The organism is Cupriavidus sp. U2 (assembly GCF_009663685.2).
GTDB classification, from domain to species: Bacteria; Pseudomonadota; Gammaproteobacteria; order Burkholderiales; family Burkholderiaceae; genus Cupriavidus; species Cupriavidus necator_C.
In genome coordinates this window covers 463,306-479,565 of sequence record NZ_RCOG02000002.1, presented here as the reverse complement: position 1 = coordinate 479,565, position 16,260 = coordinate 463,306, and the positions used below count along the sequence as shown (strand labels likewise).

The window sequence follows — 16,260 nt, the reverse complement described above, 5'->3', positions numbered from 1 at the left end:
CCGGGCCACCGGGCGCAGCGCCCGATGCCGGGCTGCGCCGTTGCCGGTGGTGTTGTTTTTTGGCGGCAATATGGTCTGAGCGAGCCTGGCTTTGGCATGCTGCAGGATGCGGACGCCGCAAGATCGGCGTGCCACGAAAACAATAAAAAAACACTAAAGAAATCCGGCCGCCTGCCGATAATGGCGGCCAATGATAAGAATCAGCGCGAGGGGCCGGCCTGACCAGAGCCCTGCCTGAACGGGTACGCGGGCATGGGCTTCGTGGGCCATTTGATAGGGGCGATTGCATGCTGAGAAGAATCAAGGCGGAACAGCTGCAGATTGGCATGTTCGTGGCAAGGCTGGGCGGGCCGTGGATCAACCACCCGTTCTGGCGGTCGCGTTTTCTGGTGACGAGCGACGAGCAGGTGGAGCAGATCCAGTCCGCCAACGTGCAGGACGTCTGGATCGACATCCTCAAGGGCCGGAACCTGCCGACACCGGCGGCGCCGGAGATGATGGAGGCCAACGACGCCAGCGACGCCAGCGACGATCCCGAGTCGAGCTTCGAGGACGAACTCGAGCGTGCGCGCGAACTGATCAAGACCGGCCGCGTGCTGGTCGGCAACCTGTTCAACGACATCCGCATGGGCCGCGCGCTCGAAACGCACGGCGCGCTGCTGCTGGTGGATTCGGCGTCGACATCGCTGTCGCGCCATTCGCAGGCGCTGCTGGCCATGGCCCGGCTCAAGGTCAAGGACGACTACACGTACCTGCATTCGTTCTCGGTCTGCGCGCTGATGATTGCCGTGGGCCGCAACCTCAAGCTGCCCGACGGCGAGGTGCGCGAACTGGGCCTGGCCGGGCTGGTGCACGATATCGGCAAGCTGACGCTGCCCGAATCCCTGCTGATGAAGGGCGGCGACCTGTCGCCGTCGGAAGAGGAGCAGATGCGCCGCCATCCGTCGGCCGGCTACCGCATCCTGAACGAGGCACGGCTCTACACCAACATTCCGCTCGATGTCTGCGTGCACCACCATGAACGGGTGGACGGGCGCGGCTACCCGTTCGGGCTGCTGGAGCACGAGATCAGCGTCCACGCCAAGATCGCGGCCATCTGCGACACCTACGATTCGCTGACCTCGCCGCGCCCGAAACACCCGGCGTGGTCGCCGGCGCGCGCCATGGAATACATCGCGGTGCGCGTTGACACGCTGTTCGACCGCCGCGTATTCAAGGCGTTTACGCGCACCATCGGCATCTACCCGCTGGGCACCGTGCTGCGGCTGCGTTCGGGCCGGCTGGCGGTAGTCTGCGGCCAGAACGAAGGCGAACCGCTGCGCCCGCGTGTGATGGTGTTCTACTCGGTGCCCGACGCCAGGCCGTTGCCACCCGAGGTGCTGGACCTGACCCAGGCGGACGACACCGTGATCGCGTTCGAGGACGCCCGCCAGTGGGGCTTCAGCGACGAGCAGCTCATGGCGATGTACGCGCCGCACGCAAAGTAGGGCGGCGCGCAGGGCGTTTCAGTCCTGCAGCACCCAGGGCGACAGCCGCAGCGCGTCGGTGACGAAGTCGTTGAAGGCGCGCACGCGCGCGCTGTGGCGCAGGTCCGGATGGGTCAGCAGCCACAGCGGGGTGTCCAGCGCGGGGTCGGGCTCGGCCAGCCGCACCAGCGACGCGTCGGCATCGCCGAGCATGCATAGCAGCATGCCGGCGCCCATGCCAAGCCGGACGGCCTGCGCCATGGCCACCAGGCTGTCCGCGCGCACGGCGCAGCGGTCCGGGGACACGTTGGCCAGCGCCCAGCGGGCCTGCGCCAGATGCGCGAGGCTGTCGTCCGGCACCACCCACCAATGGCCGGGCCAGTGCGCGTGGGCCGGTGCTTCCATCCGGTCCAGATAGTCGCGCGACGCATAGGGCGCGGTCTGCAGCCGTCCCACGTGCCGGCCCAGCAGGTGATCGGGCGGCGCCGAGGCCGGCCGCACGGCCACGTCCGCCTCGCGGCGGGTCAGGTTCAGGAAGTTGTTGTGGATCACCACCTGCAGTTCGATACGCGGATGCCGGACCCGGAAATCGGCCAGGATCGGCATCAGCAGCCCATAGGCGAGCGTATCGGTGGTGGTCACGCGCAGCGGGCCGCCCAGTTCGGTGTCGCGCCCGGCCAGCACGCGCTGGGCGGCGTCGATCTGTTCGCCCACGCCGTCAAGCTGCCCGGCCAGCGTTTCGCCGGCCGGCGTCATCACATAGCCGCCCAGGTCGCGCGAGAACAGCCGCGTGCCAAGGTCTTCCTCCAGCTTGTTCAGCCGCCGCAGCACGGTCGAATGATTGACCCGCAGCGCCCGCGCCGCCGCCGCCAGCGACCCGTGCCGGCTTACGGCCAGAAAGACGCGCAGGTCGTCCCAGTCTGCCTCCTGCATTTTTGCATTGCCTTTCCGCGATTTACGCGAATTGTTATGCCGATTTGCATAGCCTACAGTGTGGCGCAAGGAAGGGCAACCGGGGTTGCCCGATTTGAGGAGAACACCATGGCATGGACGCTGCTGGTCGTGGCAGGACTGATCGAGATCGTGATGGCGCTGGCCCTGAAACATACGGATGGCTGGACGCGGCCCGGGCCGACGCTGCTGGGCATTGGCGCGGCGCTGGCCAGCATCTACCTGCTCAGCGCGGCGTTGCGGCAACTGCCGGTGGGCACCGCCTATGCGATCTGGACCGGCATCGGGGCCATCGGCGTGACGCTGGTGGGCATCCTGTTTCTTGGCGAAAGCGCGTCGCCGGCCCGGCTGGCACTGATCGCGCTGATCTTTGTCGGGATCGGCGGCCTGAAGCTGCTTCCGGCGTGAGACACGTCCGAATTTGCAGGATCAGGCATGCAAAGTGTGGCGCCCGGGCGCATGGCTAGTAGACTTGTCGCCTGTTCCGAACCGATTGCCTTTGCATTGCCTTGATGACATTTGACGCCCTGCTGGACCTGTTCCAGCAACGTATTCCCGCCCATCCCTGGGCGCAGATCTCGCTGTATGTGCTCGCGCTGCTGGTGATTGCCGCCATCGCGCAGTGGCTGGTGGCCCGTGTGGTGGGCCGTGTGGTGTATCGCGTGCTGAGCCTGTCGGGCAACCGCGACTGGGCGGCCGCGCTGATGCGCCACCGCACCTATCGTCGGCTGGGCTATGCGGTGTTCCTGGCCGTGATCACGGTCGGCATCAGCCAGGTGCCCGACCTGGGCAAGTTTTCGATTCTGATCGAGCGGCTGGCGCATGCCGGCACGTGGGTCAGCGTGTTCCTGATGCTGTCGGGCGTGCTCGGCGCCTGGCAGACCGTCTTCGCCAACAGCCGCCGCGCGCAGACCCGCTCGATCAAGGGGTACGTGCAGATTGCCCAGCTGGCGCTGTGGCTGGTGTGCGGCGTGCTGGTGCTGTCGATCCTGATCGACCGCTCGCCGCTGTGGATGCTGTCAGGCATTGGCGCGATCTCGGCGGTGCTGCTGCTGGTGTTCAAGGACACGCTGCTGTCGCTGGTGGCCAGTACCCAGCTGACGTCGAACGACATGCTGCGCATCGGCGACTGGATCGAGATGCCGCAGTCCAATGCCGACGGCTTCGTCATGGACATCGCCCTGCACACGGTCAAGGTGAAGAACTGGGACAACACCGTGACCACGGTGCCGACCTACAAGCTGTTCTCGGAGAGCTACCGCAACTACCGGCACATGTTCGAGTCCGGCGCGCGGCGCATCAAGCGTACGCTGCGCATCGACGCCACGTCGGTACGCTTTCTGGACGATGCCGAAGTGCGCGCGCTGATGCGCTTCCGGCTGCTGCACGACTACCTGGAGGTCAAGCAGCAGGAGGTCGAGCAGACCAACCGGGCGCTGCAGGGCCCGGACGCCGACCCGGTGAACCGGCGCCGGCTGACCAACCTGGGCACGTTCCGCGCCTATGGCATCGCGTTCCTGCGCGCGCATCCCGATATCCATCACGACCTGCTGCTGAACCTGCGCATGATGGAGCCGGACTCCCAGGGGATTCCGATCGAGGTCTACTGCTTCAGCACGCGTACGGGCTGGATGGACTACGAGCGCATCCAGGGCGACATCTTCGACCACCTGTTCGCGATCCTGCCGGAGCTGGGGCTGCGCCTGTACCAGTCGCCGTCAGGTGCAGACCTGAGCGGCCTGCGCGATTCCCCGCGCGGCGCGCATGCGGCGCTGGCCGCGGCGGCGGCCGACCCGGGCGCGCGCGAGCCGATGGCGGCGCCGACGGATCGGGCAGACCGGGTGATGTGAGGGGAGAAAGCCCTCAGGCCGTGCTCAGGCTGGGCTCAGGCAGGAGGGCTCAGGCTGGGCTCAGGCCTTGCGCGGCTTGACCTTGCCGGCGGCTTCCTTGGCGCGATCGCGGGCGGTTTCCACATCGGCGGCGTAGGCCAGCGCCACGCCCATGCGGCGCTTGGTGAACGACTCGGGCTTGCCGAACAGGCGCAGCTCGGTCTGCGGCACGCGCAGGGCCTCGTCCACGCCGTCGAACACGATGCCTTCCGCGTCGACGCCGCCGTAGATCACCGCGCTGGCACCTGGGGCGCGCAGGCTGGTGTCGACCGGCAGGCCGAGGATGGCGCGGGCGTGCAGCTCGAATTCGTTCTGCCACTGCGAGATCATCGTCACCATGCCGGTGTCATGCGGACGCGGGCTGACTTCGCTGAACCAGACCTGCTCGCCCTTGACGAACAATTCCACGCCGAACAGGCCCTGGCCGCCCAGGTCCGCCGTCACCGCGCGGGCGATATGCCGGGCCGATTCCAGTGCCTTCGGGTGCATCGGGTGCGGCTGCCAGCTTTCCACGTAGTCGCCCGCCACCTGCACATGGCCGATCGGCTCGCAGAATTGCGTTTCCACCTGGCCGTTGGCACCCACCGCGCGTACGGTCAGCAGCGTGATTTCATAGTCGAAATCGATGAAGCCTTCGACGATGACGCGGCCGTGGCTGACGCGGCCGCCGGCCATGGCGTAGTCCCACGCCGCCTTGACATCCTCGGGGCCGTCGATCTTGCTCTGGCCCTTGCCAGAACTGCTCATGACCGGCTTGACCACGCACGGGTAGCCAATGCCGCCGTCGATGGCGGCCTGCAGTTCTTCGAGCGAATCGCAGAACTTGTACGGGCTGGTGGGCAGGCCCAGCGTTTCGGCGGCCAGGCGGCGGATGCCTTCGCGGTCCATGGTCAGGCGCGCGGCGCGGGCGGTGGGGATCACGCGGACCACGCCGGCGGCTTCCAGGGCTTCGAGCATCGGCGTGGCGATGGCTTCGATCTCGGGCACCACCAGGTCGGGGCGCTCGGCCTCGATCAGCGCCTTGAGCTGGTCACCATCGCTCATCGTGATGGTGCGCGCGTGGTGTGCCACCTGCTGACCCGGCGCGTTCTCGTAGCGGTCTACCGCAATGGTCTCCACGCCCAGACGCTGCAGCGCGATCAGCACTTCCTTGCCAAGCTCGCCGGAGCCCAGCAGCATGACTTTGGTGGCGGACAGGGAGAGGGGGGTTCCAAGGGTGGTCATGGCGGGGGGCTCGGCGGGAAGGAAAAACCGCGATTGTATATCCTAGTACGCGATCTTCGCGCTCAGGCTGAGGGCGCGCGGGTCCGCCGGCTGGGCGTAGTTTTCGTACTGGAAGCCCCAGTATCGCTTGTTGGTCAGGTTGGTCAGCGCCGCGCGCAGCGTCAGCTCCTTGCCGGACACGCGCGTGTTGTACGTGGCGCCGAGATTGAACACCGTGTAGCCACCCAGGTTCAGGTGGTTGGCGGCGTCGGCCTTCATCGGGCCGGTGTACTTGCCGTCCACGCCCACCTTCAGGCCGGGCACGAACGGGATGCGGTAAGCCACACGCCCGGTCAGCATGAAGTTCGGGGCGCCCGCCACGCGGTTGCCGATGTTGGTATCGCCTTCGGTGTACTCGGCGTGCAGGAACATCGCGCTGCCGCCCACTTCCCACTGCGAGCCGATCCGCGACGAGCCGGCCAGTTCCAGGCCCTGATAGACCGACTGGCCATCCTGCACGAAGGTCGGCAGCGCGCCCGCGCCGTTGTCGCGCGCGAATTCGCTGCGGCGCTCGATGCGGAACAGCGCCGCGGTACCCGTCCAGATGCCCTGGTCGGTCTTGGCGCCCACCTCGTACTGGCGGCTCCGGGCCGGCGTCAGGCCCTGGCCGGCGTTCGCGTAGTTGGAGGCCACCACGCCGCCACCGTCGAACGACTCCACGTAGCTGGCGTACAGCGTGGTGCTTGGCATCGGCTTGAACATGATCGCCGCGGTGGGCGTCAGCAGCCCGTTCCGGGTGAAGCTGGTGTCACCCGAACCGGTGCCAGTGAAGCTGTTCTGCTCGTAGTTGGTCACGCGCAGGCCGGCCAGCACCGACCACTTGTCGGTCAGGTGCATCGTGTCGCTGACAAAGGCGGCCTTCTGGGTGGTATCGCCGGCGCGGTACTTCTGGAACGCCGTGTTGCTGTAGTGCACGCCCGTGTACGGACCATACAGGTTGCCGGATGCCAGCGAGGGGTCGTTGAAGAAGTTGCTCGTATAGCGGTCGATCTGCTGCTGCCAGCTCACGCCGGCCACGAGTTCGTGGCGGAACTGGCCCGTGCGGAACTTGCCCTCGACCATCGTCGTCCAGTTGCTGAACTGCTGGTTCTCGGCCCCGTCGTAGCGCGAGCTGGTGTAGTTGCCGGCAGCGTCCGACACGAAGAACGTGCTTTCGTTACGGCTGCGCGCCTGCTTGCTGAAACTGTAGGTCGTGCTGACCGTCCAGTCCTGGTTCAGGGCGTAGCGCAGGCCCGTCTGGTAGACCTGGAGGTTGGAGTAGAAATGCGTGTCCGGGCCGGCGTAGAGACCGCCGCGGCCGCTGATCACGCCGGGCAGCTGGTTGCCGGCGAGGCTGCCAAAGTAGAACGACGGCGTGGCGCCCCAGGTATTGCGGTCCTGGTAGAGGCTGTCGAACGTCCAGGTCAGGTCGCGCGTGAGGCGGGCGTCCAGGCCCAGCGACACCGAATTGCGGTTGATGCCCACGGCATTGGCCGGCTTGCCTTCCTCGTGGGTCACGTTCAGGCGATAGCCAAACATTTTGTCCGGGCCGGCCCGGCCGCCCACGTCCACGTGCTCGGTCCAGACATGCGACGACCGGTAGCCCAGTTCCACGCTGGCCGTGAACTGGTCGGTCGGCTTCTTCGTCACGTAGTTGACCGTGCCGCCCGGATTGCCAAAGCCGTACATGAAGCCGGACGCGCCCTTGAGCAGTTCCACCTGTTCCAGCTGTTCGTAGGGCAGCGTAATGCCGTAGGCGATGAACGGCATGCCGTTGATCTTGAACGCATTGCGCCAGTCCAGCTGCAGGCCGCGCACGGTGGCGTACGACGCCCAGGCGTTGTTGCCGTTGCTGTTGTCCGACACCGAGGCGTCGTTGAAGAACACGTCGCCGACCTTGGTCACCTGGCGGTCAGCCAGGTCTTCGCCGCTGACGACCGTGGTGGAAAACGGCGTGTCCAGCTGCGAACGGCTGCCGAGCGCACCGCCGGAGGCCTTTTTCTGAAGCTGCGGACCCAGATCGATGTCCTGCGTGGCGCTCACGGTCACCGACGGCAGGGCCTGTTCGGCCGGTGCGGTCTGGGCCATGGCCGTTCCGCAAAGCGGAAAACCGGCCACGACAGCCATGCGGGCAAAGGCGGCGAGAGGGCGGATGCGCGAGGGCGCGTGCTGGCGGCGGGATGCCGGCGACGGACAGGACGTCATGGTGCGGATTGGCTCGTCAATGAAAACGTAAACCGTAATACGAACAAGTCGCATTACGGTATCGAGGGGCGAATGATGCCCATTGAACCGTTGCACCGTCAAGGGAAAGCCGTGGCTTGCCCAGGGGCTTCGTCATATTTCCAACATGTCGCAGTGGGAATGCAATCCGGACAGGACAGGCGCCGGTCCGCTGACGGCCGGGGGGAGGCCGGCCGTCAGCGCAGTCCGAGCAGGTCTTCCAGCGTGCGCGCCAGGGCGACCAGGCGTGGCCCGACGCGCTTCTGCACGGTGTCGAACGTGCCCGGCCGCGCCGGGACGCCGCCATTGACCACGAACCATTGGGAATCGACCGGCTTGCACAGCGGCACGGCGAAGCCGAACACGTCGTGTCGCCATTCCGCCCGGTTCGAGCAATAGCCGAGCACGTCCAGATCCTGCCGCGCCTGGGCCAGGGCCGGTTCGGCGCGGCGCCAGGCGTCGGGCGACGCCAGCCGCAGGCGGTTCAATACCGGATCGCGCAATTCGGCCGGCACGCGCCACAGCCATGCCTTGCCGATGGCGGTGGTCAGCATGGGCAGTGCCGCGCCGATATCGGGCGGCATCACCAGGTTGTCGGTCGAGCGCGCCGTTTCCACGTAGATCATCTGGGTGCGGTCGCGGATGCCCAGCGACACGGCGCCGCCTGTTTCATCGGCCAGCGCCTTCATCAGCGGGCGCGCCACCTGACGGATCTGCATGCTGGCCAGCAGCGGGTAGCCGGGCGCCAGCACCGGCGCCCCCAGGCGGTACTTGCCCAGCGCCGCCTCATGGCGCAGGTAGCCCAGCACGGCCAGCGTATGGGTAAGCCGCGCCACCGTGGATTTCGACAGACCAGTGCGCTGCACGAAATCGCGGTTGCCCAGCAGCGCCTCGCCGGGGCGGTAGGCCAGCAGGATGTCGATGCCGTTGGCCAGCGTGCGGGCGAACTGGCGGTCGGCCGGATCGTCGCCCGCGGCTGGCAAAGGCGGGGCGGGGTTGCCGGGGAGGATGTCGCGTGTCATGCCAGCAGCGCCTCCACTTCTGCCACCAGTTCGATCAGGCGCGGTCCCATCTCGCGTTCGAGCTTGCCGGGCCTCATGCGGGTGGCGGGCACGCCGCAGTTGAACATCAGCGTTTCGCCATCGGTCGGCTGCCGCATGGGCACGGCTACGGCGTGGACATCGGGCAGCCAGTCGCCGGGCGAGCGCGTGAAGCCAAGCGTCGCCAGATCGTCGATGGCAGCCGGGATGGCGCCCGCATGGCGCTGCCAGTCGTCGGGCTCGGCCTCGCGCAGGCCCGCCAGCACGGTGGCGCGCAGGTCGGCAGGGGCCTGGGCCAGCCAGGCGCGGCCGATGGCCGAAGCCAGCATCGGCAGCGACGCGCCAATATCGGGCCGGAACGCGATGGCGTCGTGGCCCCGGCTGGTTTCCACATAGACCATGCGCAGGCGGTCGCGCAGGCCCAGCGACACCGACCCGCCCATGCGGTCGGCCAGCGTCTTCATCAGCGGGCGCGCCACCTGGCGCACGCGCAGGCTGGCCAGCAGCGGATACCCGAGCGACAGCGCCGTCGATCCCAGCCGGTAGCGGCGCAGCCGGTCGTCGTAGAGCAGCAGCCCGCGCACGGCCAGCGTGTAGGTCAGCCGGCTGATGGTGGCCTTGGACAGCCCCGTGCGTTCGGCCAGCTCCCTGTTGCTGAGCACCGTTTCGCCCACCCGGAAGCACTGCAGCAGCGCCAGGCCGTGCGCCAGCGTGGTGGCGAAGGCCGGATCGGGATGGTGGCGGGGGGATTTGGGTGCGGGCATCGGGTTGTCATCCTACCGAAGCCAGTATGGCGCCGGACCGTCCGGTGTTCAAGATAGCGAAACAATGCTGCCGGCATATCGAAGCGGGCGGTACGCTTGGGCCCATCACAAGAGAAGAGATCGAGGGAGCGAGACGATGATTCGTGATCCGGACGTATTCCAGCCGTTCCTGCAGTCGCTGCGCCGTTTCGTGCGCGAGCGGCTGGTTCCGCGCGAAGCCGAGGTGGCCGCGCGGGACCTGGTGCCCGACGACGTGGTGGACGCCATGGCCGCGCAGGGCATGTTCGGCTATTCGATTCCGGAGGAATACGGCGGCGCGGGCATGACCACCGAGGAACTGGTGCTGGCCGCGATGGAACTGTCGCAGTGTTCGGTGGCATTCCGCGCCCGTGTGGGCACCAATACCGGGATCGGCTCCGAGGCCCTGGTGGCCGACGGCACGCCCGAGCAGAAGGCGCGCTACCTGCCGCTGCTGGCCAGTGGCGAGCTGACCGGGTCGTTCGCGCTGACCGAGCCCGATGCAGGCTCCGACGCCACCGCGCTCAAGACCACGGCCGTGCGCGATGGCGATCACTACATCCTGAACGGCACCAAATGCTTCATCACCAATGCGCCCATTGCCGGGCTCTTCACGGTGATGGCGCGCACCGATCCGGACAAGGCCGGCGCGGGCGGCATCTCGGCGTTCATCGTGCCGCGCGGCACGCCGGGGCTCGGCACCGGGCAGCCGTACCAGAAGATGGGGCAGGCCGGATCGCCGGTGTCCGAGGTCTATTTCAACGATTGCCGCGTGCCGGCCGCCAACCTGATCGGCGGCGAGGAAGGCCAGGGCTTCAGGACGGCGATGAAGGTGCTGAACAAGCAGCGCATCCACCTGGCCGCGTTGTGTACCGGACCGGCCATCCGCATGCTCGACGATGCGGTGCGGTTCGTCACCGAGCGCAAGCAGTTCGGGCAGGTGCTGGCCGACTTCCAGCTGGTGCAGGCGATGATTGCCGACTGCCAGACCGACATCCACGCGGCCCGCGCGCTGATCCTGGACACGGCCCGCAAGCGCGACGACGGGCAGGACGTGACGATGGAGGCGTCGATCTGCAAGTATTTCGCGTCGGAGATGTGCGGCCGCGTGGCCGACCGCTGCGTGCAGCTGTTTGGCGGCTACGGCTATATCGCCGACTACGGCATCGAGCGTTTCTACCGCGACGTGCGACTGTTCCGGCTGTACGAGGGCACCAGCCAGATCCATCAGCTCAATATTGCCAAACGCACGTTTGCGCAGGCCGGCACCCGCTGAGCGGCAGCCGTACCATGGATAAAGACGGAGACGACATGTTCAAGCCCATCCTGATTGCCGCCGGCCTGGCGTGCGGCATGGCCCTGACGCCGATGATGCCGGCCCACGCGGCCGACGCCGATGCGAAATATCCCAGCAAGGTCATCCGCCTGGTGGTGCCATTCGCGCCGGGCGGGTCCACCGACATCGTCGCGCGGCTGATTTCAGAGCCGTTGCGCGAGGAACTGGGCCAGACCGTCATCGTCGAGAACCGGCCCGGCGCGGGCGGCAATATCGGCGGCGATATCGTGGCCAAGGCCGCGCCGGACGGCTACACGCTGCTGATGGCCGCCGCCGGGCAGATCGCCATCAACCCGAGCCTGTACGCGAAGATGAGCTACGACCCCGCGCGCGACCTGGCGGCCGTCACGATGATTGCCCGCGACCACAACATGATGGCGGTCAACGCGTCGCTGCCGGTCAGGAACGTCAAGGAGTTCGTCGCCTATGCCCGCGCGCATCCGAACCGGATCACCTTCGGTTCGCCCGGCAACGGCAGCCCGGCGCAACTGGCGGGCGAACTGCTGAACCAGACCGCCGGCCTGAAGATGCAGCATGTGCCGTACAAGGGCAGCGGCCCGGCCGTGGCCGACCTGATCGCCGGCCATATCACGCTGATGATCGACAACATGCCGGCGATCTGGCCGCACGTGCAATCGGGCAAGCTCCGGGCACTGGCCGTGACCAGCGACAAGCGCGCCTCGGGTGCGCCAGACGTGCCCACCGCCGAGGAAGCCGGGCTCAAGGGCTACGTGGTGACGGCGTGGAAGGGGCTGATGGTGCCGGCCCATACGCCGCGCCCGATCGTCGATCGCCTGAACCAGGCCATGGTCAAGGTATTGGCGCGGCCCGAGATCCGCAAGCGGCTGATCGAACAGGGTGCCGAGCCGGTAGGCAATTCGCCCGAGCAGTTCGCGCAGCAGATCCGGACCGATACCGCCTGGTGGGCGGCGCTGGTGAAATCCACCGGCACCACGCTGGACTGACGATGACGCACGCATCCACTCACGCAACCCCGCACGCATCCGCGCACGCCGGCCCGGGCCCGCTGGCCGGCATCCGCATTCTCGACATGGCCACGGTGCTGGCCGCGCCGTTTTCCAGCACGCTGTGCGCCGACATGGGCGCCGAGGTGGTCAAGCTGGAACTGCCCGACGGCAGCGATCCGCTGCGCGGCCTGGCGCCGGTCAAGGGCGATCTGGCGCTGTACTGGAAGGTCACGAACCGGGGCAAGCGCGGCATCACGCTCGATGTGCGCAAGCCGGCTGGCCGTGCACTGTTCCTGAAACTGCTGCCCGACTTCGACGTGCTGGTCGAGAACTTCCGCACCGGCACGCTCGACCGCTGGGGCCTGGACCTGGCCACGCTGCATCGCGCCAACCCCCGGCTGACGGTGCTGCGCCTGACCGGCTTCGGCCAGACCGGCCCCTACGCGCAGCGCGCCGGGTTTGCGCGGATCTTCGAGGCGATGAGCGGATTCACGAACCTGACCGGCGAAGCCGGCGGCGCGCCGCTGCACATGAACTATCCGATGGGCGACATGGTGGCCGGCCTGTTTGGCGCGTTTGCCATTGCCAGCGCCATGGCCGAGCGCCGCCGCGCGGGCAACGAGACCATGCCGGGCCAGGAGATCGACCTGGCGGCCACCGAGGCGCTGTTCCGCGTGCTGGAACCGCTGGCCGTCGAATACGAGCAACTGGGCCAGGTGCGCGAGCGCGCCGGCAACCGGGCCACGTACACGGCGCCGTCGAACATGTACGCGACGGCTGACGGCCAGTGGGTGTCGCTGGTGGCCTCGTCGGGACCGATCTTCCGGCGGCTGTGCCAGGCCATTGGCCAGCCGGCCATGGCCGACGATGCGCGCTTTGCCACCAATCCGTCGCGCGTGCGGCATCTGGACGCCCTGGACGCGGCCATCAAGGACTGGTTCGCGGCGCATGCCTACGCGGACGTGGCGCAGGCGCTGGCCGCGCACGAGATTCCGTTCAGCAAGATCTTCTCGATTGCCGATATCGTCGACGATCCGCACTTCCGGGCGCGCCAGGCCATCGTGCGGCTGCCCGATCCGGATCTGGGCACGATTCCGGCCCCCTGCGTGGTGCCAAGGTTTTCCCGGCATGCGCCGGCCCCGGCGCGCAGCGGGCCGGGCGTCGGCGAACACAATGCCGAGGTGTATGGCGGGCTGGGGCTGACCGCCGACGATATCGACGGGCTGAAGCGCGACGGGGTGGTCTGAGGGAGGCTGCCGGCGGGAAGACCGGCGGTCAGGCGTCGATCACCCGCCGCGCGAACCGCTCCAGATAGTCCATCAGCAGGTCGGCGCCGCGCGCGGCTTCGGCCTCGTTGCCGCTGGCGATGGCGCTGGCCATCGCCAGATGCGCCTGGGCGCCCTCGGCAATCTCGCCTTCGTGCTGGTACGCGTACCAGAAGCGGCGGCACTGCACGATCAGCGGGATCACGGCCTTCACGGCCGACCGGTTGCGGCAGGCGGCATGGTTGACGTGGTCCAGCGCCTGGTCGGCGGCCATGTATTCGTCCAGGTTGCCGCGCTGGGCCGCCTTGACCATCTTCTGGGCGCTGGCCAGCAGCGCCTTGCGCTGGGCGTCGGTGGCGCGCCGCGCCGCGCTGGCGGCGATCAGCCGTTCCAGCACGCGGCGGGTGGCAATCACGTCCAGGTGGTCCATCACGTCGATGGTCGACACCATCAGCCCACGCCGCGGCTGCTGCACGATCAGGCCCATCGACACCATGCGCATCAGCGCCTCGCGCACCGGCGTGCGGCCCAGCTCGGTCATTTCGGCCAGTTCGGCCTCCACCACGGGGCTGCCGGGCGCGATCTCCAGCTTCGAGATCATGGTCTCGATCCGGTCATAGGCGATATCGGCGGCGCGGCGCTTGCCGGTTTCCGGCGCGTGTGTGGTCGTACCCAGGGAACTGGAAGCGTTAGGCATCTCGAACGAAGGAGCGGGGCCCGCCAGCCGGCGGGGCTGGCGGTGGCCGTCATTATGCCGCAGGCGGGCGGTGCGTCAGAGCGTGGCGCCGATCTTGCGCAGCTCGGGGATGGCCGGGGCCTTGGCCACCCAGAGTTCGTCGAACTTCTTCACGACCGGCTGCGGGTCGTAGCTCGATGCGCTCTTGAAGGCCACAGACGATTGCTTGAGCTTGTCCACCAGGCCGGCTTCGGTGGTCACGATGTCGTTGATCTGCGCCGTCAGCGCCTGGTTGACCAGTTGCCGCACCAGGTCGCGGTCCCTGGCATCGAGCCCGGCCCAGATGCGGCCCGACACCAGCGGCGCGAACGGCATGAACAGCGCGTTCATCGGCAGCAGCGCCTTCGAGATCTTGTCGTAACGCTGGTTCCACGACAGTTCGATGTCGGCTTCCAGCCCGTCCACCTGCCCGTTGGTCATGGCGTCGAACACGGCCGGGGTGGGAATCGGCGTGGGGGCGGCGCCCAGCATCGAGTAGAAGTCGCGGTAGACCGGCGTGGGGTTGATCCGCAGCTTCATGCCCTTGAGGTCGTCGGGCGAGCCGATGTCCTTGGTGGCGAACACCACGCGCATGCCCGTGATGCCCCAGCCCAGGCCGATGGTACCGGTCTCGCGCGGCAGCGCATCGAGCAGCTTCAGCGCGGCCGGCGTGCGCACAAGCCTGGCCACGCTGGCCGTGGAGCGCACCAGGTAGGGCGCGTTGATGGCGGCCACGCTCGATACGCGCGAGCCCAGTTCGGCGGCCTGGATCCAGCCCATGTCCAGCGCGCCCGACTGCAACTGCTGCATCATGGCCGATTCGTTGCCAAGCTGGCCCGAGTGGAACACCGTGACGCTGAGCCGGCCGTCGGTTTCCTTCTTCAGCGATTCACCGAACGCCACGGCGGCGCGGTTCCAGGAATGCCCCGCCGGCGTGATCAGGCCCAGGCGGAATTCCTTCGTGGTAGCGGCGCGCGTGGTGGACGTGATCACCAGCGGCGCGGCGGCGGTGGCCAGCGCGGTGGTCTTCAGAAAGCGGCGGCGGGTGAAGTGGGACATGGCAGGCTCCTGTACGTTTCGGGGGAAGTCGAGGTGGGAGAGGGAAGGGAAGCGGCTACTTCAGCAGTCCGATGGACAGGCTGGGGAACAGCGACAGCAGCACCAGTCCAACGCAGCTGATCAGGAAGAAGGGCAGGGTGATCATGAACATCTTGCCGGGCTTGGCGCCGGTGACGGCCGACGCCACGAAGAAGCTGAGTCCCACGGGTGGCGACATCAGCCCCAGCACCAGGTTGATCACGATGACCACGCCAAAGTGGCGCGGGTCGATGTGATAGACCTCGGTGGCCACGGGCAGCAGGATCGGCACGGTCATGATCAGGCCCGGAATGCCGTCGATGACGGTGCCGATGATCAGCAGGATGACGTTGGCCAGCAGCAGGAACGCAATCGGGCTGTGCGCCACGGTCTGGATCCAGGTGGCCACCATCTGCGGGATCTTCCCGTAGATCAGCAGCCACGAGAACACGGCCGCCGCCGCCACCAGGAACAGCACGATGGCCGAGTAGATGGCCGAGCGCAGCAGGATGGCCGGCAGCGTGCGCAAGTCGAATTCCTTCGTGACATAGCGCCCCACCAGGGCCGCGGCCAGCGCGCCCACGGCGGCGGCCTCGGTGGGATTGGCCAGGCCGGCCAGGATCGAGCCGACGATGACGATCGGTATCAGCAGCGTCGGGCTGGCCTGCAGCACGGTCGTCGCGCGCTCGCGCAGCGTCTGGCGGGCGCTGCGCGGGTAGTTGTAGAACATCCCCATGATGGCGATGATCACGAAGAACAGCAGTGTCAGCAGCACGCCGGGCAGGATGCCGGCGATCAGCATGTCGCCCACCGCCACCTGGGCCAGCACGCTGTAGACCACGAACATCACCGACGGTGGAATGATGGGGCCGAGCATGCCGCCGTAGACGGTCAGGCCCGCCGCGAAGGTCTTGTCGTAGCCCTGCTTTTCCATCTCGGGCACCATGACCTGCGCCATGATGGCCACCTGCGCGGTGGCCGAGCCGATGATCGACGACACCAGCATGTTGGCCAGGATGTTCACGTACGCCAGGCCGCCCTTGACCGAGCCGACGAAGGCCATCGACAGGTCCACCAGCCGGCGCGTGATGCCGCCGCTGTTCATGATCTCGCCGATCAGGATGAACAGCGGGATGGCGATCAGGCCGTAGCTGTCCACGCCGGCGAACATCTGCGTGGGAAACGACTGCAGCAGCACGGTGTCGCCGGTGCTGAAGATAAAGGCCAGCCCGGACAGGCACAGACAGATGCCGATGGGCACGCCGGCCAGCATCACGGCGCAGAAGAAGAAGGTGGTGGTCATGGC

At 67.5% G+C, this 16,260-nt stretch carries 15 protein-coding genes; 7 read left to right on the top strand and 8 right to left on the bottom strand.

Annotated elements, in window-relative coordinates; genetic code table 11:
• Nucleotides 1-24: 24 nt before the first annotated feature.
• Nucleotides 25-222, top strand: a complete 198-nt coding sequence (locus D9X30_RS03730) for a hypothetical protein (protein WP_153948222.1) — start codon at nt 25-27, stop codon at nt 220-222.
• A gap of 65 nt (nt 223-287) precedes the next feature.
• Complete coding sequence (locus tag D9X30_RS03725) at nt 288-1,487, top strand: HD-GYP domain-containing protein (RefSeq protein WP_153948223.1); 1,200 nt, start codon at nt 288-290, stop codon at nt 1,485-1,487.
• 18 nt (nt 1,488-1,505) lie between these two features.
• On the opposite strand, the gene D9X30_RS03720 is transcribed toward D9X30_RS03725, so the two are convergent.
• On the bottom strand, nt 1,506-2,399 hold the full coding sequence (locus D9X30_RS03720; protein ID WP_153948224.1) for a LysR family transcriptional regulator: 894 nt from the start codon (nt 2,397-2,399) through the stop codon (nt 1,506-1,508).
• Between the two features lie 108 nt (nt 2,400-2,507).
• Here D9X30_RS03720 and D9X30_RS03715 point away from each other — a divergent pair, with 108 nt between their 5' ends.
• Together D9X30_RS03715 and D9X30_RS03710 are read left to right on the top strand one after the other, a co-directional pair.
• Complete coding sequence (locus tag D9X30_RS03715; protein WP_153948225.1) at nt 2,508-2,825, top strand: DMT family transporter; 318 nt, start codon at nt 2,508-2,510, stop codon at nt 2,823-2,825.
• Between the two features lie 104 nt (nt 2,826-2,929).
• On the top strand, nt 2,930-4,267 hold the full coding sequence (locus D9X30_RS03710) for a mechanosensitive ion channel family protein (protein ID WP_153948226.1): 1,338 nt from the start codon (nt 2,930-2,932) through the stop codon (nt 4,265-4,267).
• A 60-nt stretch (nt 4,268-4,327) separates the two neighbouring features.
• Here the strand turns inward: D9X30_RS03710 and purT are convergent, their stop codons facing one another.
• The 4 genes from purT to D9X30_RS03690 all read right to left on the bottom strand — a co-directional run bounded on the left by purT (nt 4,328) and on the right by D9X30_RS03690 (nt 9,575).
• The gene (gene purT / locus D9X30_RS03705) at nt 4,328-5,530 is read right to left on the bottom strand and encodes a formate-dependent phosphoribosylglycinamide formyltransferase (RefSeq protein WP_153948227.1); all 1,203 of its coding nucleotides are present in this window, start codon (nt 5,528-5,530) and stop codon (nt 4,328-4,330) included.
• Nucleotides 5,531-5,572: 42 nt separating this feature from the next.
• Complete coding sequence (locus D9X30_RS03700) at nt 5,573-7,753, bottom strand: TonB-dependent siderophore receptor (protein ID WP_153948228.1); 2,181 nt, start codon at nt 7,751-7,753, stop codon at nt 5,573-5,575.
• Nucleotides 7,754-7,968: 215 nt separating this feature from the next.
• Nucleotides 7,969-8,793, bottom strand: coding sequence for an IclR family transcriptional regulator (locus D9X30_RS03695; RefSeq protein ID WP_153948229.1), 825 nt, complete (start codon nt 8,791-8,793; stop codon nt 7,969-7,971).
• A complete protein-coding gene (locus tag D9X30_RS03690) occupies nt 8,790-9,575 on the bottom strand; it encodes an IclR family transcriptional regulator (RefSeq protein WP_153948230.1) in 786 nt (261 codons plus the stop codon). Before D9X30_RS03690 ends, D9X30_RS03695 begins: the two co-directional genes overlap by 4 nt.
• Nucleotides 9,576-9,711: 136 nt before the next feature.
• Between D9X30_RS03690 and D9X30_RS03685 the strand changes: the two genes are divergently transcribed.
• From D9X30_RS03685 to D9X30_RS03675, 3 genes are read left to right on the top strand one after another with little or no spacing between them, the layout of a single operon-like run.
• Nucleotides 9,712-10,869, top strand: a complete 1,158-nt coding sequence (locus D9X30_RS03685; RefSeq protein ID WP_153948231.1) for an acyl-CoA dehydrogenase family protein — start codon at nt 9,712-9,714, stop codon at nt 10,867-10,869.
• Between the two features lie 35 nt (nt 10,870-10,904).
• Nucleotides 10,905-11,894, top strand: a complete 990-nt coding sequence (locus D9X30_RS03680) for a Bug family tripartite tricarboxylate transporter substrate binding protein (protein WP_153948232.1) — start codon at nt 10,905-10,907, stop codon at nt 11,892-11,894.
• Between the two features lie 2 nt (nt 11,895-11,896).
• Nucleotides 11,897-13,144 (top strand): CaiB/BaiF CoA transferase family protein, encoded by a 1,248-nt coding sequence (locus tag D9X30_RS03675; protein WP_153948233.1) that lies wholly within the window; start codon nt 11,897-11,899, stop codon nt 13,142-13,144.
• A gap of 28 nt (nt 13,145-13,172) precedes the next feature.
• Here D9X30_RS03675 and D9X30_RS03670 read toward each other — a convergent pair whose 3' ends face one another.
• From D9X30_RS03670 to D9X30_RS03660, 3 genes are all read right to left on the bottom strand, one after another.
• On the bottom strand, nt 13,173-13,859 hold the full coding sequence (locus D9X30_RS03670; RefSeq protein ID WP_153948234.1) for a GntR family transcriptional regulator: 687 nt from the start codon (nt 13,857-13,859) through the stop codon (nt 13,173-13,175).
• Nucleotides 13,860-13,934: 75 nt separating this feature from the next.
• On the bottom strand, nt 13,935-14,936 hold the full coding sequence (locus D9X30_RS03665) for a TRAP transporter substrate-binding protein (RefSeq protein ID WP_092595631.1): 1,002 nt from the start codon (nt 14,934-14,936) through the stop codon (nt 13,935-13,937).
• A gap of 55 nt (nt 14,937-14,991) precedes the next feature.
• Nucleotides 14,992-16,257, bottom strand: coding sequence for a TRAP transporter large permease (locus tag D9X30_RS03660; RefSeq protein ID WP_153948235.1), 1,266 nt, complete (start codon nt 16,255-16,257; stop codon nt 14,992-14,994).
• Nucleotides 16,258-16,260: the final 3 nt, after the last annotated feature.